Annotated in this window: 17 protein-coding genes and 1 pseudogene; 6 read left to right on the top strand and 12 right to left on the bottom strand. The window is 30.2% G+C overall.

What is annotated here, in order from left to right; genetic code table 11:
- The first annotated feature begins 79 nt into the window (after positions 1-79).
- From METEV_RS00840 to METEV_RS00820, 4 genes are all read left to right on the top strand, one after another.
- Positions 80-307 (top strand): hypothetical protein, encoded by a 228-nt coding sequence (locus METEV_RS00840; RefSeq protein ID WP_013193665.1) that lies wholly within the window; start codon positions 80-82, stop codon positions 305-307.
- A gap of 120 nt (positions 308-427) precedes the next feature.
- Positions 428-1,375 carry an IS5-like element ISMev1 family transposase gene (locus tag METEV_RS00835; protein WP_013193664.1) on the top strand — a complete coding sequence of 316 codons (948 nt, stop codon included), beginning with the start codon at positions 428-430 and terminating at the stop codon, positions 1,373-1,375.
- A 511-nt stretch (positions 1,376-1,886) separates the two neighbouring features.
- Positions 1,887-3,947 (top strand): N-6 DNA methylase, encoded by a 2,061-nt coding sequence (locus tag METEV_RS00825; RefSeq protein WP_013193662.1) that lies wholly within the window; start codon positions 1,887-1,889, stop codon positions 3,945-3,947.
- The gene (locus tag METEV_RS00820; RefSeq protein WP_013193661.1) at positions 3,948-5,396 is read left to right on the top strand and encodes a restriction endonuclease subunit S domain-containing protein; all 1,449 of its coding nucleotides are present in this window, start codon (positions 3,948-3,950) and stop codon (positions 5,394-5,396) included.
- 130 nt (positions 5,397-5,526) lie between these two features.
- Here METEV_RS00820 and METEV_RS00815 read toward each other — a convergent pair whose 3' ends face one another.
- Complete coding sequence (locus METEV_RS00815; RefSeq protein ID WP_013193660.1) at positions 5,527-5,943, bottom strand: hypothetical protein; 417 nt, start codon at positions 5,941-5,943, stop codon at positions 5,527-5,529.
- 152 nt (positions 5,944-6,095) lie between these two features.
- A complete protein-coding gene (locus METEV_RS00810) occupies positions 6,096-6,836 on the bottom strand; it encodes a hypothetical protein (protein ID WP_013193659.1) in 741 nt (246 codons plus the stop codon).
- A gap of 640 nt (positions 6,837-7,476) precedes the next feature.
- Between METEV_RS00810 and METEV_RS12175 the strand changes: the two are divergent.
- Positions 7,477-8,620, top strand: a pseudogene (locus tag METEV_RS12175) (IS630 family transposase).
- Positions 8,621-9,218: 598 nt separating this feature from the next.
- Here METEV_RS12175 and METEV_RS00795 read toward each other — a convergent pair.
- Positions 9,219-10,367 (bottom strand): restriction endonuclease, encoded by a 1,149-nt coding sequence (locus METEV_RS00795; protein WP_013193656.1) that lies wholly within the window; start codon positions 10,365-10,367, stop codon positions 9,219-9,221.
- Between the two features lie 940 nt (positions 10,368-11,307).
- Between METEV_RS00795 and METEV_RS00790 the strand changes: the two genes are divergently transcribed.
- Positions 11,308-13,143, top strand: a complete 1,836-nt coding sequence (locus tag METEV_RS00790; RefSeq protein ID WP_013193654.1) for a hypothetical protein — start codon at positions 11,308-11,310, stop codon at positions 13,141-13,143.
- Between the two features lie 59 nt (positions 13,144-13,202).
- Here METEV_RS00790 and METEV_RS00785 read toward each other — a convergent pair whose 3' ends face one another.
- The 9 genes from METEV_RS00785 to METEV_RS00750 all read right to left on the bottom strand — a co-directional run bounded on the left by METEV_RS00785 (position 13,203) and on the right by METEV_RS00750 (position 23,170).
- The gene (locus METEV_RS00785) at positions 13,203-14,780 is read right to left on the bottom strand and encodes a hypothetical protein (RefSeq protein WP_013193653.1); all 1,578 of its coding nucleotides are present in this window, start codon (positions 14,778-14,780) and stop codon (positions 13,203-13,205) included.
- 110 nt (positions 14,781-14,890) lie between these two features.
- Positions 14,891-15,022, bottom strand: a complete 132-nt coding sequence (locus METEV_RS12805; RefSeq protein ID WP_013193652.1) for a hypothetical protein — start codon at positions 15,020-15,022, stop codon at positions 14,891-14,893.
- Between the two features lie 414 nt (positions 15,023-15,436).
- Positions 15,437-16,279: a hypothetical protein gene (locus METEV_RS00780; protein ID WP_013193651.1), complete on the bottom strand. Its 843-nt coding sequence runs from the start codon at positions 16,277-16,279 to the stop codon at positions 15,437-15,439.
- 407 nt (positions 16,280-16,686) lie between these two features.
- Positions 16,687-17,820, bottom strand: a complete 1,134-nt coding sequence (locus tag METEV_RS00775) for a phosphoadenosine phosphosulfate reductase domain-containing protein (RefSeq protein WP_013193650.1) — start codon at positions 17,818-17,820, stop codon at positions 16,687-16,689.
- A 57-nt stretch (positions 17,821-17,877) separates the two neighbouring features.
- The gene (locus METEV_RS00770) at positions 17,878-18,681 is read right to left on the bottom strand and encodes a hypothetical protein (protein ID WP_013193649.1); all 804 of its coding nucleotides are present in this window, start codon (positions 18,679-18,681) and stop codon (positions 17,878-17,880) included.
- 46 nt (positions 18,682-18,727) lie between these two features.
- Positions 18,728-20,632, bottom strand: a complete 1,905-nt coding sequence (locus METEV_RS00765) for an archaea-specific SMC-related protein (RefSeq protein ID WP_013193648.1) — start codon at positions 20,630-20,632, stop codon at positions 18,728-18,730.
- Between the two features lie 134 nt (positions 20,633-20,766).
- Complete coding sequence (locus tag METEV_RS00760) at positions 20,767-21,528, bottom strand: hypothetical protein (RefSeq protein ID WP_013193647.1); 762 nt, start codon at positions 21,526-21,528, stop codon at positions 20,767-20,769.
- A complete protein-coding gene (locus METEV_RS00755; protein WP_013193646.1) occupies positions 21,525-22,307 on the bottom strand; it encodes an AAA family ATPase in 783 nt (260 codons plus the stop codon). Before METEV_RS00755 ends, METEV_RS00760 begins: the two co-directional genes overlap by 4 nt.
- Positions 22,308-22,309: 2 nt before the next feature.
- Entirely contained in the window at positions 22,310-23,170 is an 861-nt protein-coding gene (locus tag METEV_RS00750) for a hypothetical protein (protein ID WP_013193645.1), read from the bottom strand.
- Between the last annotated feature and the right edge of the window lie 16 nt (positions 23,171-23,186).

Here is a 23,186-nt window from a genome sequence, read left to right as displayed (position 1 = left end):
TTTTTTTTTGCAACCCTTTGGAACTACCTTTTGTGTCAAATAACTTTTTGTGTAATTTGCTTGTACAGGAGGAAGGGGATTGCAAAATAGTGACTATTACAAACAGATATCAGTCGAAAAGACATCTGAATATGAGATTTATTTCTATATACTACATGAATATTTGAAAGAAAATAATATAGTATTAAGTAATAAATCAGTTGTACTTAATGAAGTTGATGGCGATTATTTAATACTTGATTATGTTTTAAAATCAGTATGGATTCCGAAATCTCAAATTAAACACGAATACATAATACATAAATAATAAGGCTAATTTGGCTCTGTAGAAAATCTGATTTTTGATTTGATTTACTACTGTGATGTAAGAGTTTTAAAGGGATGACCCCCTGAGTTATTATTTACCACTAAAATAACAAGGGGGCCGATGTGTTTGTGCAATAAGCACACAGGTAATATTTCATCTAATAAGTACTTAAACTTTATCGATACAGCTTTAGCTGTATCGGGCAACTCAAGACTTGAAATCTACAGCTGCAAGTATTCCAAGAGAACCTATACACAGCACCAGTTGTTGGCGCTGGTGCTGCTCAAAGAATACCTCAACGAGGATTACAGGGATATCGTTGAACTTGTAGAGTTGATGGACAAAGTCCAGACTAAACTCGGTCTCAAACAGATACCCCATTTCACAACCCTCCATAAATTCGTGACCAGAATTAGAACTATCCTCCTCAACAGACTGTTACATCAAACAATCAAACTCTTTTATTCTCATGGTGAAAGAATCGAGGTCACTGCCGTGGATTCTACGGGGTTCACGAGTGGACACTGCAGTTACTATTACTCGTTAAGAACCGATAAGAAACGACATTCATTCCTGAAAACTAGTATCGCTGTGGATACCAGTAATTTGGTTATTATCGGTGTCAAGGTCTCTGGTAGACCAGTACATGATACTAAACATGCAGTGACATTGTTGAAACAATGTCATAGAATCCGGAAATCGGAATTCTATGTCATGGATAAAGCCTATGACTCGGAAGATATCCATAAACTGGTAAGAGATGAACTGGGTTCCATTGCTATAATTCCTGTAAAGGATAGAAAACGCAAGAGGATCAAGGGTCGATACCGAAGGTTAATGATTGAGGATTTTGATGTGGCTTTGCATCGTAAAAGGAGCATGTCTGAGACTTCTAATTCTGTACTAAAACGCAAATATGGTGAAGAAATCAGAGCAAGAATATACCGAAACCAAGTTAAAGAGATAATTTTAAAGGTTGTTGTATACAACCTTGACAGATTTGTCAAGGTTAAAATTATTGTTTATTTGAGGATTTCTACAGAGCCAAATTATTACTTTATTTATTAATGGCATTTATCCAATCATGAAATAACCAGAAAATCTGCTGCTTAGGACTGATAATTTATGTTACTTGGCAGGTTCATTTGTAAAAAAGTTAGATTTTGCTTTCTTAAGATCTGTATTTCAGTGGATTTGTATGGGTCAATTTTTATCTCTAACTTATTATTAACTTGTCGTTGCAAAATTTTCCTGCTTATCATAGATCCAATTTTCCAAAGAATAGAATATAAGTAATTTTGAATTATTTTAACCATAATCAACTACTCCCCAAAAACGATTTATGTATTTACATCTTCTGTTTCTGTTTTTGCTTCTCCTCTTCAACAAAGTACAGATGACATCTATCAGGACAGTAAATAAAAGAATTAGATTTCAAATAGAAAAACCAATTTGTTTACTACATTCATAATTATGTTAATATAGAAATATTAATTTAGTTGAATAAATATCAAAGTAGCTACTATAAATTTATGATTATTATTTAGATTTGGTATTAACAAATCAATCAGGGGTCCAAATGAATCACGAAGATATTATACAGACTATACTTAATGACAGTAATTATAGTTTATCATTATTTGAAGAAGAAGAAGTTAACGACTTAAAAGGTAGAATTTATACTAAGGTAGTCAATGGCAATGAAAAACCATATATCACTTGTATTATACGAGATAGGGAAATCCAACTAAAACCAGAAGAAATTGTACGTCAACTTTATGCTAAAAGGTTGATGGACAAATATGAATATCCCAAAAATCGTTTTGCTTTTGAATATCCAGTAAGTTTTGGTCGAGAAACAAAAAATTCTGACATTGTTATTTTTGATAGGGACAGTCCAGAAACACCTTACATTATTGTTGAATTAAAAAAACCTAAACTTAAAGATGGAAAAGACCAACTACGTTCTTATTGTAATGCTACTGGTGCACCTATTGGTATATGGACAAATGGAGAACAGATATCTCATTACCACCGTAAAGAACCAAATTATTTTATAGATATTACCGACATTCCAAACGTTAATCAGACCCTTGGAGATATAACCAGAGAAAGATTCACATTAAAAGACCTTATAATCAATGATAAAATTGCTAATGAACGTAAATCTTTAAAAGATATTATTCTAGACATGGAAGATGAAGTTCTGGCAAACGCTGGTGTTGATGTTTTCGAAGAAGTTTTTAAACTTATATTTACCAAGCTTTATGATGAAACTTTAAGTCAACATGACAAAAATAGAATTGAAGGTTTCCTTGATAATGAACTTAATGATGAAGAAAGGGCAAATTATGAACTAGTTAAACAAACTCTCGAAAATTTCAATGATCGGAATTGTCGTGTAATGGAATTTCGTAATACAGGACAAACAGAAATTGAATTATATAATAAAATACAATCTTTGTTTGACAGTGCTAAAGAAAAATGGCGTGGTATATTCCAGGATAGTTCAAGATTCGAATTAAGTAGTAGCCATCTATCGGTTTGTATTTCCAGTTTGCAGGATGTTAAATTATTCAATTCCAATTTGCTTGTGATTGATGAAGCTTTTGAATATCTTGTTAATAAAAGTGCAAAAGGTGAAAAAGGACAGTATTTTACTCCCCGACATGTTATTGATATGTGTGTCAAAATGCTGAATCCAAAAAGGGGAGAGTATATGATTGACCCAGCAGCTGGTAGTTGTGGTTTTCCTGTACATACAATTTTCCATCTTACAGGTCACCTTTTTGAAAATACCGAAATTTCGGATGAAGACCAAGAAGATATATTGAAAGTTTTTGGAATTGATTTTGATGAAAAAACAGTAAGAGTAGCCAGAACATTGAACTTGATTGCTGGAGATGGGGAAACAAATGTACTACATTTAAATTCGCTTGACTATGAGCGTTGGAACGAATATGTGAATAACCACAATTGGTCACAAACATATGGATCTGGTTACAATAGATTAGAAAAGTTAAGAGAAAGTAGAAACAGTAACAAAGACTTTGATTTTGATGTTTTGATGGCAAATCCTCCTTTTGCTGGTGATATCAAAGAATCTCGGATCATTCATAAATATGAACTTGGATTCAAAAATAATGGAAAAGCATATAGTAAAATTGGAAGAGATATTCTTTTTATAGAGAGAAACCTTGATTTCCTAAAATCAGGTGGACGTATGGCTATCGTTTTACCACAAGGTCGCTTAAATAACAGTTCAGATGAGCGTATCCGTGAATTCATTTCTGAACACGCACGCATTTTGGCTGTTGTAAGTTTAGATCAAAATACATTCAAACCTCATGCTGGTACTAAAACAAGTATATTATTCGTTCAAAAGTGGGATAATGAACTTTGTCCTGTTGTTGAAGATTATCCAATATTTTTTGCTGTTTCTGAAAAAACAGGTAAAGATAATTCTGGAGACTATCTATATGTACATGATGAAAATGGTCAATATAAATTAGACAAAAATGGACATTTGATTGTTAATCATGACTTGCACAATCATGGTGGCGAATTGCCAGATGGTATTGCTGAGGAATTTATAAGCTGGGCAAAAGATGAAAGACTATCTTTTTGGGAGGGGGATTAAGTGCAAAAATCAATCATATCTTTCTTAAATGTTAAAAGTTCTTCCAAACATTTTAGGTTTGACGCTGAGTACTTTCACCCCGAATTTTTATCTACTGAACGTTTAATCAAAAGTAATAATTACAAAGAACTTCGAGATTTAATCAAAGTTTTAACTGATTATCACGCTAATGGGAGTTATAAAACACTGAGAAAAAATGTTGAGTTAAAGTCAGAACCAGATTATGCTCACATGATTAGAACAGTTGATATAGAGAAAGATGATTTTGAAAACGATATAATATATATTAACAAGCATGCCTATGAATTTTTAGAAAAAACAAAAGTATATGGTGGCGAAATAATTATAAATAAGATAGGTAATGCTGGGAAAGCCTACCTTATACCACCAATCGAAAAAAAACAATCCTTAGGTATGAATCAATTTATGATTCGTACAAATGAAAAAATAAATAATTATTACCTGTACTCTTACCTTGCAGGTAAATATGGTCAGAATCAACTTATGCAAAGAGTCACAGGTGCAGTACCTTTAAGTATAGACAAGGAATCAACTAGAAGTGTTTTAGTACCTATTTTTTCACATAATTTCCAAAAAAATGTTGCCAAGGCTATAAATTTGTATATTGAATATTCAAAGTATTCTAAGAAAGTATTCAAGGAATGCAAAAAAAATCTTCTAGAAGAACTAGGTTTAGATAAATGGAAACCAAAACATAAATTAACCTTTGTCAAGAACTTTTCTGACACCATAAAGTCTGAACGTATTGATGCGGAATATTATCAACCTAAATATGAGGAAATTGTTAATGCTATTAAAAACTATAAAGGTGGTTGGGATATTCTAGGTAATGTGGTTACACTAGAAAAAGGTTTAGAAGTTGGGAGAAATGAATACCTTGATGAGGGAATACCCTTTGTACGTGTTAGTGATATAAGTCCATTTGAAATCAAAGAAGAAAAATATATATCAGAAAGTTTATATTCTGATATTAAGCATTGTCAACCACAAAAAGATGAAATCCTTTTTACTAAAGATGCAACACCTGGAATAGCTCATTATTTAACTGAACAACCAAAAAAAATGATTGTTTCTGAAGGTGTTCTTAGACTAAAGAACATAACTATAGGGTCAAAGAATAAACATAAAGAAATTAATAATGAGTATTTAACATTGGTCCTTAATTCTATAATTTTAAAAGAACAAATTAACCGTGATGTGGGTGGTTCAGTTATTATTCATTGGAGACCAAAACAAGTAAAAAATGTATTAATACCAATTTTACCAGAAGAAAAACGTTTAAAAATTCAACAAAAAATAATTAAATCGTTAAATTCACATAAGCAAGCTAAAAAAATGTTAAACTGTGCCAAAAGATCAGTGGAAATTGCTATTGAACAAGATGAAAAAACTGCAGATGGATGGCTAAAATCTCAGATTAATAATTAAATAAATGAGATTGATATAATAGGAGATATAGTTTACAACGTTTTAATATCTCGTTAAAATTCTCTTCTCCTACATCTCCCATTAAACAATATACACCGGTTAAAGTAATGAATGCAAAGCTTATAGGCTGTTATTTTTTTAGAAAATTGAAGTTTAGAAAATTAAAGTCACGTAAATAAAATTTTATTTCATCAAACAAGCTATCTTTTTTCTGTTTTTCTACTGATTGATCGAGGAAAGTATTAAAACAAATCTCTAATTGTTCTGTTATGTCATCGAATTCAGATTCTTCAATTTTACTAACAGGAGAGAATACTTTTTTATAGGATATTCTTTCCTTTAAACTATAATGCAGTTTCCATCTTTCATTTTGAGATATCCCACGATAATTTTTAGTTAGGAATTCATCAACAAGTTCATGTAAACTGTCTGCTGTATTTCTAGTAAGTTTTTTATTCTCGATTATATCATGTAGTCTCTTTCTTTCCTTTTCTTGATATTCAAGTACCATATTATAATAAGAAAGATTATTTTCTTCCGGTTTCATTCAAAAGATACTCCACTTATAATCATACATTCTGCTCCTGCATCTTCCTATCAACAAAATACAGTTGGCATTGGTCCTAGCAGTATATGCAGAGGTTGATTCATATTATCCTGGAAATCGTCGTTTTGATTAATTGATGGATAATGCCCATATTATTTTACTACTTTATCTCTATTGAGTAAATATGGATATCCATTTTCATAATTGTATTCATTAGCAGCTAATATCATGAAAGTTTCCATTACATCCAGATAATCTTTATTTTTCTCTTCGATTGGTAATACTGCAAACCATAAATCATCTTCTTTATCTGCGTAGGTTGCAAAATCCAAGGCTCCAACCAGACGTGAAAAAGAATTTACACTGGTGATTTCAAGATCGTTTTTAAGAGTTGATAATTCGTCATCTATGATTTCTTTATTTTTTGACTTGTCTCTGAAAATGTCGTATTTCTTTTTAACATCTTTATTAGTATATTTATTCAAAATTAATCTAAATAATTCACATTGTTTAGGAACTCCATCTCCCCATAAATAACGGCTTTTAAACCTTTTCCTTAATGTTTTGTCAGTTTTACCAACGTATCTTGGTTTCTCACCTACACCCCACACATACAATCCACGAGAACTGAAAGTTTTAGTGCCAGCATCAAAGGCTTTATTAGCTAAATTGTATCTTATTTTATGTCCATTAATGGAACCTTTAGATTCATCCCAGAATCCTGATTCTTCTAAATCTTTCATCCATTGAGTAAACAGATTGTAAAAGTAGTATTTTGAAGTGTTTAATAGCTTATTATAAAGTGAACATGGGTAACTATCAATCGTATTTTTCAAGTCGTCAGATCCTATACTATCATTTAGATTTTTGTCTAATTCGTCAAAATATTCCATTTCTAATATACCACCAAATTATTATTTTTCATATATAGATAATATTCTTACATTATAAAACTTTTTATCTTTGTACCAGGAAAAACCCTAAAAAAAGCTGATATGGTTTTCATAACTGACTTTCAATCCCTACTAGGTCTGATTTTAACGGAAATAGAATTACAGGTTATAGGAGCTGATTGAAAACTTTCAATTCTATCTAGGTTTTTGTTCAACCAAGATTGTATATACACGTCTTATTAGTTTCATTTGTTATTAATGTTTTAAAATCCATAATGATATTGGTATGAAAACTCAGACATATAGCACTTGATACTGTCACATACAGATTTGATTGGAATTTTTCGTGGATGTCCAAACCTGGGCTCTGTAGAAAACCTACTGAATTCGGCACCAATCGGCAAAATTTACAAATAATATCAATATTCGAAACCACATTTAAATATATTGTAGATTTAGATGAACATTCGAATATCAAGCATTTCTACAAAGCCCAAACCTGTATTCTATTTAAAAACTCTCACAAATGCAAAATGACCACAAAACCTTGATATTAAAAAATTTGCTGAGATATAAAAATCTCAAAACTAGTGTAAAGTCACAGTAAAAAAGATGTAATCTTTATTACATATAACATACAATATATGTATATGCAAAGAAATTCATTATCACACTTTCCAAAGAAGAAAGGAAAGAATTAGAAGCCATTGTTTCAAAGGGGAAACATAAATCTCAGAAGTACCAGAATGCATTGATTTTACTAAACTGTGATGAAGGGGAGTATCAGAAACAAAAGCATACGAACGAAGTCGTTTCCAGTGTGCTTAATATCGGTATGAGGAAAATTGACCGTGTGAAAAAGAGGTTTGTTGAAGACGGGCTCGATATGGCTTTAAATGGTAAGGAATATGAGCGAACCTATGAAAAGAAAATTGATGGTGACATGGAAGCACATATCATTGCTCTGAGTTGTTCCGACCCATCACAAGGTCATAGTCAATGTTCATTGCGATTATTAGCTGACAAAGTGGTAGAATTAGAATACATAGATAGTATTTCATATGAATCGATAAAGAGAGTTTTAAAAAAAACGAACTTAAACCCTGGAAAAAAGTAGGTTGGGTTATACCTCCGGAACAAAACAGTTCGTTTGTCGCACAGATGGAAATGGTATTAGATGTTTATAAGCGTAGTTATTCTGAGTTGTTCCCCGTGGTTTGTATGGATGAATCGCCTAAACAACTGATCTCTGAAACACGGAATAAGATACAGGCCTCAGCTGGTAAGCCTGAAAAATATGATTATGAATACCGACGAAAGTGTAGTTGCAATATATTCATGGCTTGCGAACCACTAACTGGAGAAAGGATCGTGCAAATAACAAAACGAAAAACCAAGAAAGATTGGGTTCAATTTATTGAAAAAATCGCAACAAAATATAATTCTGCTAAACGGATCACATTGATCATGGATAATTACAATACTCATACACCTGGCTCTTTTTATGAGGCTTTCCATCCCGAGAAAGCAAAACAACTCCTTGATAGATTCGAATTGGTTTTTACCCCTAAGCACGGAAGCTGGTTAAATATGGCTGAAATCGAGTTGAACGTGTTGAACAAACAATGTTTAAATCGAAGAATTGGCGATATACAGGTTTCATTAACGAAATCAGAGCATGGGAATCATATAGAAATGAGAAATACTGCAAAATCAATTGGCAATTTACTACATCTGATGCAAGAGTTAAATTGAAACGTCTTTATCCGTCAATTGAAGTGTGATGTGCCACTATAAAATTTGGCTAGATTCACAAAAAACACTGAGTAAAGTTCTAAAATTAAGCTCTCTAATTCTGATATCCTCCACAACCTAACCTTTTTACTATAGAGATTTTTTGTGTGTCGTTGGTGACTTTATATACCTATTTAGTTAGGTATTTTAAATTGTCAACGCTTTTGAAATATCCCAGATTATTTACTTTTTTATTCCCTATAATAGTTAATCACAGTTAAATTGTTCAAATATAACAATTGTAAAACTTCATTTATTAGTTGTTAATATTAGTAGATATTAAATACTGAGTTATATCCAAAAAAGCCTGCAAAATTTAACAAAACTTACAACGACGTTAAAATTAACCTTGGCCGTTTGAATGAAGTTTGATATCAAATGCAACAACATTAGAATTTCAACTTCTAAATAATGTAGAATTTCATCTAAAAAAATAGAGGACCAGGTTACTCCCCCATTCTTTCATGGTCCTCTATAACCCCACTTACTTATCCTTGTCTCCCCAACTCGCTCTTTAGTACAACCAACATATAGTTGATTGTATTTTTTGTATGGTTTTTTGTACATCGATTTGTAGCACTGAACGATTTATAAATAATTATCAACTAATGCTTGCAGTGAATCGATATCTATCAATTCAACATTATTTGCTCTTGCTAATTCAACAGCTGCAGGTGAAAAATAATTATTCGCTACTACAACACACTTAGTTGCAAAATATACATTTTGAGCCGTTTTAACTTGCTGCACCGCGAAATTTGATATCCTATTCCCATCCTTGTTGTTTTTGTGACTTTTTACCTGTATGATAATTCTTTCTTTACCTAGTTTTGTAGCAATTATATCTCCTCCCTGGTCTTGATATTCCGTGAAATCGACATGATAGTACATAGCTTCATAGAGGTTGTAAACCACTTTTTCTAATTCATGACTCTTAAGGTCTTGCAGTTTATGGAAATGAGGCAGCTTCATAGTTGGTTCTGTATCGTTTAGGGCTTCAACAATTCGCATTGCACTTACGTGTCCTATCATATCCATTATCTCTGCTGCAATCAGTTTGTTTTCGTAACTACATGTTTTCATGTAAGTCAATAGTGGTATAACTGATTCATCTCCAAAATCGACAATTATGCCTTTGATGTATTCTAGACACCTTTCAGACCAGTCATAATCATCTAAAGAATGTAAGAGAGACCTTACTGACAATGAACCGACACTGTGAAATATCATTGTAAACTTATCTATTATTAATAAATCAAGGTATTTACTATTGTTGTAAATGAAATCGATGAGTAATGATACCGTTAAAAAACTTCTATCAGTCAGTAGATCTATCAAGTCATTTGCTCTGTTATTGTTTTCAAATTTATAATGATTATGGTATATAGCTTTAATAATAGCGTTTGTAACAGATATTTCCGATAAATTCTGAAGGATTTCAAGATTTTGCTGGTGTTCTATAGAATTATTATCTGTATCTGGGTCAATTTCCAATATTTTACTGACAATAAAATCGGAAGCTGTATTATTGAAACCACTATTCAGTGCTTCTATAATTTTATCTCTTTTATCAGGCTCTTGGTCATATTTTACCAATAGACATTCTAATGCTTCCGTTTCAAATTTACTCAACTGTTTCAATGAATCACTTGTAGATATTTGGTCAAAACTCTCATCTAAAATTTCTTCTGTAAGAGGTTCAACAATCAGTGTTTTTATTTTTTCTTTTCTATACATATTTTTAACTCCTGTATTTTTAAATTATCAATTGATTGTATGGTTTTTTTATATGGAATTAAAAAAAATCCAGAAGTCATTGTAAATCTAAAAACTAAGCTCAAATACCCTGATTATATACAAAAGCTATCAATTAGAAACAGTGAATTGTTAAATGATTGTGTTTTGAGTACAGCTTACTCATATATAGTGGTTAAAAAATATAGTAAACACCTAAAAATTATTATTTTTTCCAGTTTTACAATAATTATTATTGTTGTTACTTTAACATTGATATAACCTTTTCTATATATTAACCAATATACTAAACAAAATTTCCAAAGTTGGTGGGTGTATTAACTAGATAAGCAAATTACACTCTTCTTCATTATTAATTAATGTAAAAAATTAATATTGACAGTATTTGATATTATATTCTGTAAAAATTGAGCGAAAACCTCAAAAATTTTAAACATTAAAAATATATTAAAAAAGATTTATATATAACATTTAACATATTATAATATGTCTTCAACCGTGAAGACTGGCTATGAAATGCTTCATGCCTGTTGCCCAGTCAGGAATCGCCTGTCACTAGTATTCACAGGGCTGCAGGTCTCTGGGTGTTGAGCTCTAGCCCCAAAGCGTGGACACTGTTATAGGCGTATTGTTGCTTCGGCGGCAATGCGAATATAATAAGACCACGGCAGGACACATATCTGGCATAATATTGCTTCGGCGATATTACTGTTGGATATTCGTCCTGTTTCATGGGTGAGCAGGCCACCCATGACGAGTCTTGAGGAGCTCGTACTTTATCCTTCTACTCTCTTTCTCATTAATGAAAACTAACGTAAAGATAATTGAATTTCAAAGTTATTTCTCAGTTTTATAACTAAACCATTTAAGAAATTAAATTTAGTTTAGAAATTTATTTTTAAAAAATTTAGCAGTTGATAATATGTATATGAATGAACCACCTAAAGGTCCTAACCAGAGATATGCAGAATGGCTCGAGGATGTAACTTTTCACCGACGTGATGAGAAAAAAAGTAAACAATCCTGGAATTACATAGGGAGTGTTACCCGACAATTGATGAAAAATCAAGACAATTTTGATATCCTAGAGTTCATACCAGCGGAACCGTATATGCCGGTAGTAGCTCGAATCGCAAGCAAGAAAAAAGGTAAAAAAATCACTACTGAACAATATTCGAGAGCAAGACTTGATTTAATCAATGCTAGAATAATAAATTACGTTAAAATGTCATTTAAGAAACATGATGGAACCACTTATAAAATCACACCACATTTTTTAAATCCACTTGGCAAATACTATTATGGAAACACATTTGCTACCAGCCCGGATACAATGTCAATGGGTTTTTACCACAACAATACAGAGTCAAGAGAATTTTCAGTAAGGCATATCGAATTTCTGAAAAACTATTACAAAAACAAAGGATATGATGTTGAACTTGGATCGTATCCATTTGATTTGATTATTGATGGAAAACATGGTTTCGTATTGACCGAAATGCACGAAAACAGCATCGGTATAGAGATAAGATTGGCTGAAGCAATGAAAGAATGTGTAAATAAAAACATGACATTATATTGTCCAGCCATTTCTATGGGTATGATGAAAAGAGTATCTGCAATCATCGCTGGTCTAATATATTATTCAGAAAAGGTAGACCATTTCGCTTATGTTACTTATCATGAAGCTGAAATTTGTAGTGATGTGAAAACTGAAAACTGGTCATATTATTTAACAAGGACCAATGATGGTGATACTGCTGAACTGCCTGAAGTTATAGAATTTCCTAAGATTGACGTAAATTCTCATAATTTGGTGCTGTCCCAATTGAAAAATACCAGTGAGAAAAGAAAGAAAAAAAATTTGTCTAATTGGTATTCATATATGTACGAACCAGTATATATTAACAATTTGAAGAATTATGAAATAGCTCCACACATCAAGGTTACAGTGGGTCTGGATTATTTTGGGATGACATGGAGAAGACATGCAATGAAATCTTCAGCTATCCTAACGGGTAAATGTAGACAAACAATGACAGATTATATCAGAGAGTTCCCGGATCTTCTGGTAGCTGATAACAAAGCTGACGAACAGCATAATAAAACTATAGACATTTTCAAAGAACATGGTAGTGAAGTTATCTACGCTGACCGGAATCATGCAAAAGCTGTTCTTGATTCGGAAAATCTAATAATACATTCAATGGCGACGACAAGTTACATGGGTAATAAAAGGGAGTCTTACATCATAATCAATTTTGAAGATCATCCACTGAAAGATATGATACATAGTACGTTTTACAATATGATATATTATCTTGGCCAAGGAAAACAATCATCATTCATACATGAATGGAAGAAAATAAAACCATTATTCAAGAATAGACTGGGCATCCTTGCAAACTTTCATGGCAAAACCACTAAATGGCCGTATTATGGGTTGATTAAATCAGCTGCACGACAAAAAGGGATAAAAATCTATACATCACATCTTGATATCAAGAAACTTGCAAGTCTGTCGGCTGAAATACGTATACAGGGTGTGAGTCGCCTCGATAATCACAAATCATTAATGGTAGCTAAATGTCCGATTTACAAAGAAAGGATGTGGCATCCACGCCTCATTTTCAATTCGGATTTTGTAGCACTGGGTAGCTGGGACATGGCACATATTAAAGATCAAAAAGAGCTGCAAGCCATTGTTTATTTAAACGACGAACTTATACCAGGTAAAAAGAAAAAGAAGAAAAAATAATTAACTAAAACCAAATCTTTGAATATAATTATTATCTCTACTTCATTATTAATTAAAAATTAATTTTCAAAAAAGGGGTGATCCTCTCCAAAGACATCATGAAAAATAGATCCACCAGCATCTAATTTATAAGGAACAGTATCTATTCCAGAATCCATATGTTCTTTGTTTGCCTCTAAAACTGACCTATAATCACTTAATTTTTTAATAGAGGTCTCTGATAAATCATTATAAGAGAGATGGTTCCAATCTTCTTTGATTAAAACCCATCTCAATTCATTTTCAATTGCCCGTTTAATCATTGTCTTTGCTGTTCTTGAAATATTTGAGGTATCACAGTAATTTATAGCATTGTTTAATTGGTTGGGCAAATAACTTTTTATTGTTTTGATAATAGGGTTATTGTCATTTTTCAAGTAATTCAATATCATATCAGAAAGTTCGTCTTTCGCATGAGAAACATTACTGCTTTTTAATTTAAAGTTGTCAATGATAGAATTAATTTTATAGATGTATAATTTATTATTAATAGTTATACCAATATCCATTGGTCGAAGGCCTCCTGGTTGGTAAAGTATGCTGTCAAAATAATATTTCCGAAAGTCGTTATGGAGTTCAAAGAAACATAATTTATTTTCCTCTTCTCCATTTATTAATGTAAGAATTCCATTAAAACATGCATTATTAATTAATAACATCCCAGCTGATCCTTTGTTAAATGCCATATCTTTAAAAGATAAAACCATTAAATCATTCATAAAGAATAAAAACTTATGATCTAGTGAATCATCAGCGTACCAAAAAAATTCAGTTTTATCTGATGGCCATTCATCACATAAAAAATATTTTAACGCATTGTGTGATACTTTTATAAATAATAATATTGGCAGTATAAGATAATTTTCTTGTTTGGCCTGATAATGATTATAAATTGCACTTGGATATTGTTTTAAATCAGGATAAATACTGAATAAATCTTTGTTGAAATGTTCTATGTCATTAATATTGTGTATCATGTTTTTATTGGATATATCTAAAACAGGAAATTTGATGTCAAACTTAATATCATGGGGGCCTTTCAGTTGTTTTCCAAATTTATCTTTTGCTCCAAGTTTTTTTTGCATATATTTCTCAAAAGAAATTGAGCTTAATTCAGGATTTTTTTGCAGTAGCTCTTTGGCTTCGTCTTCTGGCCAATCGATGATATCAAGTTTTTTTCTAAATGTTATGCCCCTTTTATTCAACTCATAGATAACAAGTTTATCATTTATTTTGCTCTGTATATAACTTTGTCTAAAAAGGGTAAAATATTCTTTATCATCCAAATTTCGGTAGAATAGATGAATGACATTTCTTAATGTTTCAATCCCGGGTTTTAGGAAATAGTATCTTTTCGATTCAGATACATCTTCAAAAGCAAGTAGGTTCATAACGATAAATTTTTCACATATTTCTTTAGCATGAACTCTGGATACTTTAATGTTTGACCAAGAATTAATGTCATTTTCAATACGTCCTGGGTAACTATAAAAGCTTCTGTATTCAAAATGTACATCATCAATATTATTGCTTTCGTTAAGAACAAAATGTTTTAGTACCTGTAATTCTTTTGCTGTTAACCTGTAATCGTTATGCATAAGCAAACTCCAGCTTTATTAGCTTAAAATATAATTAATAGCAATCTAAATATTATTCTCATTTACTTTCATCCAGCCTGATAAAATAAAAAAAAGATGATTTTTAATTTTCACTTTTGTTTTGCATTTCTATCAGCTGAAGATTGCGTTCTTCTCTTACCCTCTTGATCTTTACCTTTTTTATCTAAGTTGCTTTGTATCCTAGATGCTGCTTTTTTATCCATATTATTTTTTTTACTCATTATTTAAATCCTCCTTTTTATGTAGGTAAACTTAACATTTAATTGTCTATATATAAACTTTACCTACATAATTTGTGTAGAATTTCATATATTTTAAATTTTTTGAAATCAATGGTTTTGACCATAAACCTTCTGAATTTATAGTCAGTCCGGCTTTATGTTCAAAGCCGAAATTAGTTAGAATTATTAAAAATAGTTTAACAGCGGAATCATACAGCTAATTTAATATTCATCATTAACATTAAAGATTAATTCTGGATGATACTGATTGTGACAAATTAATCAAACTCCAAAATAAGATATTAAATGAAAAATTCAAATTTATACCATTGGACGATATTGAATGCAATCAATGATATTACTATAAAGTTTAATCGTTAACTAACTTCGAATTATAACTAATTCTCTTAAATATTATATTGTTACATGTAAGTTTTTAACATAATATCCTTCTTCATAATCTTCCGTTGCCTCTTCATTTAAAAAGATCTCTTTATATCGTAAAGCATCATTTTTTAATAAGATCGTATCTAATTTTTTAGTTTTATTTAAAAAATTATCATTATCTATTACTGGTTTAATGTTTTCAAATACTGTATCCCCCATTAATTTTCCAAAATATGGTGATGCTTTGAAATCTATATGTTTATGTGGATATTCATTTTCTAATTCATATACTCGAATTAATAGTATAATTGGATCCTTTTTTCCATATATATTGCTAAATGGTGCTGTAGGACTCCAAATATCAAATAAACCACTGTTACATATGTCATCCCAGACTTTAATATCGTTTCTAATATGATATATAGACACAAGAGAGGCCAAATATTTATATTTAAATGGAATTATTCCTGATTTAATTTTAGAAATAATATCTTTTTTTATATTAAATCCTATTTTACTTAATGGACGAGATTCATTTGGATTATTAACTGGAATATAAGTCCTTTCATTAGTATTATTTATATTACTGTAAGTAATTAATTTAGGATATTTTTCAAATTCATTTTGTAAAGCTATTGAATTTGAATGGGAGCTCATAATACAAGGAAATACATTTACACCATCGTCTATGTACCCTTCTGACATAGCCTTTGCCATTTCTATATCCATTTTCAAAGTCCAACGGTTAACAGATGGTTCTGGCCAATAATTTATATTAGTTTTATTAGATGCTTTTTTTAAATAATTATAATATTCATTGCTACCTAACTTTAATGATTCATGTACTATTTCGCCTATACCAGCTGTCAAATTACCACTCCCAATCAAAAAAACGTTAGCAAACTATTAAGTACTTTTGTTTTAAACAATTATTTTCATAGGTTAAAATATGTTAAAGTCTCGCTCTAGATTTTTTATATTAATTTTTAAATAGTACTCCCCAATAATATTCTGGAAATAAACCAATTAATTGGAAATTTGAAGCAATCTTTATAAGGAAACAAAAGAAGAAATTGAAAAGCGAATGAAATCATATGTTCTCATTTAGAAAAAGAATCATTATGTATTCCTTGGATTTGAATATGATTTTTATAGTGTAACAAAAAAGAGAACTGTTGATTTTATATTCTAACTATTTAACATAGGGGAATGCTTTTGTTATGAAAAAATTCTATCCTAGATGATAATGGGTTTGTTGATTGTTCGTAAATAATTAATTAATGATACGATGTAATCGTCTTTCTATTAGGCGCATAATTCCTTACAATACATGCACCTCTTAAAACTTTAGTACTAAGGCATTTTTCACATTTTGTACATAGGTTTTCATCTACAGTTATTAGACCATTTTCAACATATAATGCACCGAGTGGACATAAAGCAGTACATGCACCACAACCTACACAGTTCATACATTTTTCAATAAGAGTATTCACTCTTTGTTTTTTGTTTTTATCTACAGTTATTCTTAATGATTTGCCTATTGTAAAGTAATCATCTGTTAATATAGGAAGCAGTTTAGAGATTTTTTTGACTTCTTTTTCCGAGTTTCCAAAAAACCCTAAGTCAATTGTATTTTTTTCACCAGAATCGCAAAGTTTCCTTGTACCAGCAGGAGATTTACTTTGGGCAGTCGCCCAACCTGTCCATTTTTTTTCTTTTATAAATTGTTCTTTGTCTTTAATCCCTATTTGGTCAGCAAATTGATCTAATTTAGCCTCCAATTTTTCCATTAATTCAGGAAAATATTTTTCTAGAGTATCCCATTCAGTCATGCTTTGGAATGGACAACACCAACATCCTATTCTGTCAAAATATTCGTACAATGGATTAATAGGTAAATTATGCTCATTTATGTATTCCCAAACATCATCTTCCTCCCAATTTAAAATGGGGTTAATTTGTGAAATTGGAACCATTTGATTATTATCTACATCAAAGTAATCTGCTCTGGTTTTAGCTTCTGCTCTCCTTAAACCAGTAACATATCCATCAAGGTTTTTATCTATTGCATATTTAGCAAGTGGACCAAATTTAAAAACGTCACAACACCATCTTAACCTTCTTGATGGGAAACCAACTCTATCGACAACGTCAAAAAAATCGTTATTAGAACTAACAACATCAATCTTTATACCATAAACTTTCTCCACTGTCTTTATAAAATTGAGGTTTTCTTTGAATTCTATAGTAGTATCTGAAAAAACAACTTTTTCAATTCCTACTCTTGTACATAAATCTAGTACTACTAGACTATCTTTTCCACCAGAAAAGCTTACCGCTAGTTTTCTATTTTCAGATTGTTGATATAAAAATGATATTGCTTCTACTTCCTTAGATAATAAATCCATGGACCCAAAGTATGGGTCTCAAGGTTTATATATTTTCCTTGTTAAAAAATTATAAAATTAATATTCTCGATCTCTTGAATCCCTTGATCTTGATCTATAAAGTTCTCGCATCCGATCAATATAGTTAATCATCTTAGGTTTTAAGTAAACATTACCATTTATATCAATATTGTCTATTATTCTTGAAGAACCACTTGGATGAAAACCTGCCAAAATACGAGTTATACGGTTTCTTTGAGTCGGAGTTAATACTTTAAATGCATATTTAAAAGCTTCATTACTTACTTTTAAATCACCTTGATTAGAGTATATCATTTGTCCAGATAATAAATAAAAAATTGCTAAAGCTTTTTTAGGTAAACCATAGGTACTTGATTCTATTAAGGAAGATGTTAGACAGACAGCTAAAAAACCATACATTTCTTTCCTACTAACTTCTGAATCTTGATCGGATAATTTTTCTCCTTTATTAACTATATTTTTTGACTTATTAATCATTTCACCGGAATAAATATTAACATCATCATAATCTAATATTTCACCTTTTTTTAATAATTCTAATATCTCTCTTTCCGCTGAAACAGTAAGGTCTAATTCTTTTATTTCTACTCTGTTTAATTTGTCATAACCTCCTATTATAAACATTTCTGCTATTTCAGAGGCAACATTGAAATATGGAGATGTTCTAGTATTATTTTCATATATCCATGATAATTCACCAAGTGCTTCACTTAGCCAATCAGGTGCACCACCATTTCTGTATAAACTTTTAATTTCATCTAATTGGAATATTGTTAAATCACATATATCATGGTATTTTCCGTTGCTAATAGTTCCGTTACAAAGTTGACATTTTGGCATTTATTAATCCCCCATAGTGTATAGTCCCCATTTTTTAAACTTCACTTTAGTTTATTACAACTTCTGGTTGAGTTTCGTCCAATAGAGACATTACTATGAACATATTTTTCTCCTGTGCAACATTACCGAGATAATTTATAACTTTTTTCTTTTTATTATCGTCAAAGTCTTGTAATATATCATCAACAACGAAAAATGGTATGTCAGGCAAATAGGCTTCTTTCATACTTAGTTGTAACAAAATAGCAACCATACATTTTTCAGAAAGAGCTAAAGATCCAACGGGTTGAGGTTGTTCATTTTCTCTTTCAACCATTAATCTGTCTTCATTATTTAGCCAAATAGATTTTATTCCTTCAAACCCTAAATCTTCTATCAAAACAGAGATTTTTTCATTAAATTTTTTACGTGCTTCGTTTCTATGAGAACTGTACATTTCATTAGCAAATTCTTTTAGCTCTTCCAAATAATATAACCAATCATTATAAATAGCGAGTGCAGTATCAGTATCGACATTTTCACCATAAATAACTTCTTCACCAGTTGTTGATCTTATTTTCTCATTTATACTGCCTATTTCTTCTTGTAATTCTGAACTTTTTGCTTCAAGTTCATCTATCTTTTTAACTATATCTCCTTTAGCTAATTCTTTTAATCTTTCGTATTCATTTTCTAATTCTTTTAAAGTTTGTTCCTTTTCATTTTTTAAATCATCATCATTTTTTACTTCGTTTCTTAAAGTTTTTAAATCACTTTTAGTATCCTCAAGTTCATGTTCCAATCGAAATATTTCTTGTTCTTTTTTATTTTTTTCAGATTCTAAGTTATTAAGTTTGTTTTTCATTATTGCAATTTCTTCATTTAATGATTGAATTTCTGATTCAATATTACGTTTTTTATCGTTAAGTGATTCCAATGTTTTATCTATTACGTTTATATTCAAATTTCCTTGTTCACACAAAATACATGTTGTTTCACTTTTGTTTTCGTTTTTCAATTTTAATTTTGCAGACTGAAATAGATTTATACTGGCATTAACTTCTGCTTTATCTTCTTTTAATGATTCTATTTTTGAAGTGTTTTCATTCACTTTTTGATCAAATTTTTTCTTATAATTGGATACATCTAAACCTTCAATTTCTTTGTTCAAGTTAGAAAGATTTTCATTTAATTCATTAACAATTTCTTCCTTTTTCTGGATTTTAGTTTTTTTGTTATTTATTCTGTTATAGATATCATTCAAATCTCTATGGAAATTTTGTATTTTTTCGAATATACTTTTTCTTTCTTCTACAATTTCTCTTATATCATTATCATTTACTTTCTTGCTAATCTCTTCCCGATCTTGATCAATTTCTTCTTTCTGCTTTTTTACTTTTTCTAATTCAGACGCTAATTCTTTTGCCTTTGATTTTCTTTTATTCAAAGATGTTTTTTTAGAAGTTATGTCGTTAATATAAGACTGTGCAAGGTTATATAATTCTTCATAATTGTCAGCAAACGATAATTGGTTTATAAACCAACCAAAATGACTATTTTCACCATACTTTAATTGTTGAACTACACGAGAGTTATCCATAACTACTCCAGTAAGCAAAAATTTCTCATTTCCATCTGGAGACTCTATTACAGTACCATCTGGTTCAACTGTATAAGTATCCTCGATGCTATCATATGAAAGTTTAACTTGTGCAGAATCCGAGTAAATATTAACAAACCCCTCATGGACACTTAATTCATCGCCTTTTATACCCAACCGCTCGGCATCATCACCATATTTTAGAAATGTACCACTTGGAGGTATTGATAAAACAGAAACCATACCCTTTATTAACGATGTTTTTCCAACTGCATTTGAACCTAAAATTTTATTTGCTTTTCCACTTTCAAATGAAAAATTGTTTTCTCCTCTTAAACCGCCTACATCTTTTAAATCTAAATTACAAATCATAGAGTTCACCTTTATTTATGATTAGAAGCTATTGATTCCAAAGTCTTATCAAGAAAATTTTTTTATGGATTTTTTATCTGTGTTTTCATTTTCAATTTTTTTACGTATTTCTTTTTTATCAAGTTTCAATATAATCACCATTTAATAGTTTCACATGTCTCTATGTCTAAATCATCCCACCAATTAATACCTGTATTATTGAACCATTCATTAATTTTGTTTATGATTTCTTCTAACTCTTTAGAGTTGTTTACTGAATATTTGTATGTATGTGCTGCTCCAAAAGAACGACCTTTATTTCCAATAGTGTATCTTAAAAGGCTGAATGTTTTAGGTGTCAATGTATAATTTTTCGGTGATGTTTTATTATAAACATAATCACTTAACCCTCTAACTTTATGTGATTCACCTTCTACTCCCATTAATTTCTTTCTAGTTTCATTTTGATAATATTGGCCATAACCATCAAAATAAATACTTACTTTTAAATAACCAAATAATGGTAAATCATCAATCCTTTTTTGTGCATTTTTACAATATACTACATCAAAATCTCTAATCCAATATAGATTTTGATTTTGAAACCATTCATTTACCAAATTTAAAATTTGCTTTAATTCACTATTGTCGTTCAAATTATACTTATATGTATGAGATGCACCAAAAGTACGTCCACGGTTACCTATCATAGTTCTTAAAAGGCTATATGTTTTAGGTTTCAATTCTAAATTAACATTATTGAGGATAGATTTAATCAGATCTATTAGTTCATTATATTCAGGATATGTACCATCTAAAAGTTGTTGAGTTTTGTAGGGATGGTTATTAGTATAATTTTCAAAGTATACATATATACCTAAATTTCCAAACGGTGGCAGATCTTCTACATGTTTCATTTCCAGACCTCGTTTTCTATGCATTCAACTATTGTAAAATGCTGTGCATCTCTTATTGTAGGATTCTCCAAAGTTTCTAACCTTTTTTGAATATTAGATTTTACGAGTTCAAAATCATCGCCTGTTACTCCTGAATTATTAAGAATATTTTCAACTTTAACTATTAATTGGTCTATAGGCAAAGAAGGTACATCTATAGGATATAATCTAGTAAGTATAGCATCATCTACTAATTCAGGTTTATTTGAAGTAGCACACATAATTACATTAGAAGGATTGATTTTATCTAACTCATGAAATAGTATAGAATTTATAGAATAGTGCCATTCTTTAGCAAGGTCTGCACCTCTTTTGAGAACCAAGCTTTCAATGTCATCAAATAATAATATTATTTTATTAGAATTTCCTTCTCCTTGATTTAAATAATTTATTTTCTGAAATACATCTTTTAAATTCTTTTCTGCATCTCCCCATTTTGGCGCAGCTATATTAGCACCATCAACTAATGCAAAATAAGTTATAATATTGTGAACTTGTAAATTTTTATCAATTTCTTTAGCTACTTGCCTAATTACTTCAGTTTTCCCTGTTCCAGGTGGTCCTAATAAGATGAAACCTCTAAAAGGTACATCATTGCCTTCATATTTTCCCTTAAAAAAATAACTACAAGTTTTCCTTATTTTTTCTTTAGTTGGTTTTAATTGCGATAACAATTCTATGCCATTTATATCTTTACTTGTTTGTAATGTTATTTTATTTTCTGAATCATCGTTATTCATATTTATTCAACTCTATGTCTTGTTCTTCCATTTCTTATTCTTTCAAATTCATTTACAACATAATCAGAATATTCATATACCCTATAACCATCATCATCAGTTTTTACGTTTTTTATTAATCCTGTAGGATTTTCAGTCATATTGTGCAAGGATTGTTTGATTTTTAAATCTGTTCCAGAGGCGATTCCTCGTTTTCTCAAATATTTCGATATATCGTTTTCATTTATTTTTGCGTCACCATCATAAGGTTTTGATAAAAGAGACATAAGGGTGACCCAAAGTGTTCGTTGCCGTTTGTTGTAAGGCAAATTATCTAAGTCACTAACATCGCTTATATTATTCATAAGCTGAAGTATGTAAAATAAAACATAACCTGCAAAGATTTGAGCAACCCTCTCAATAAGTTGATTATCTAAACTTTCACTTGATCTCCAAGCATTAGCTACTTTAAATGCTTTATTTTGTATTTTCAATATTCTTTCATAACCCGAATATTCTATTTTTACAATTCCAAGTTCCTCAAATACTTTCAGCGCTTCTAATAAATTTTTAGTAGTATTTGTGTATTTGTTAACCTCAACTTCATTTATAGTATCTTCACGATTCCAAGCTTTATTAATAATCAAAGATGATATTTTATAATAAATACGAGTTTGGGGGTTATCCTTTGTTACAAAAGCAGTGTCTGATAAAAATTTTAATACTTTATCAGTTTCAGGGTTAATGATTTCTAAATTGTTAAAAATATAATTTACTTCATTCCATAACTTATCAAATATTTCTGAAAATTTTTGGCAATCTTCACATATATAATTAGATTCCGAACCTCTTTTTTTATAACCACATTTTATACATTGTTGCATATTCTTTACTCCTGTT

It is taken from the genome of Methanohalobium evestigatum Z-7303 (assembly GCF_000196655.1).
Lineage (GTDB): Archaea > Halobacteriota > Methanosarcinia > Methanosarcinales > Methanosarcinaceae > Methanohalobium > Methanohalobium evestigatum.
The sequence above is the reverse complement of the archived record's forward strand: the minus strand, read 5'-3'. Positions and strand labels throughout refer to the sequence as shown.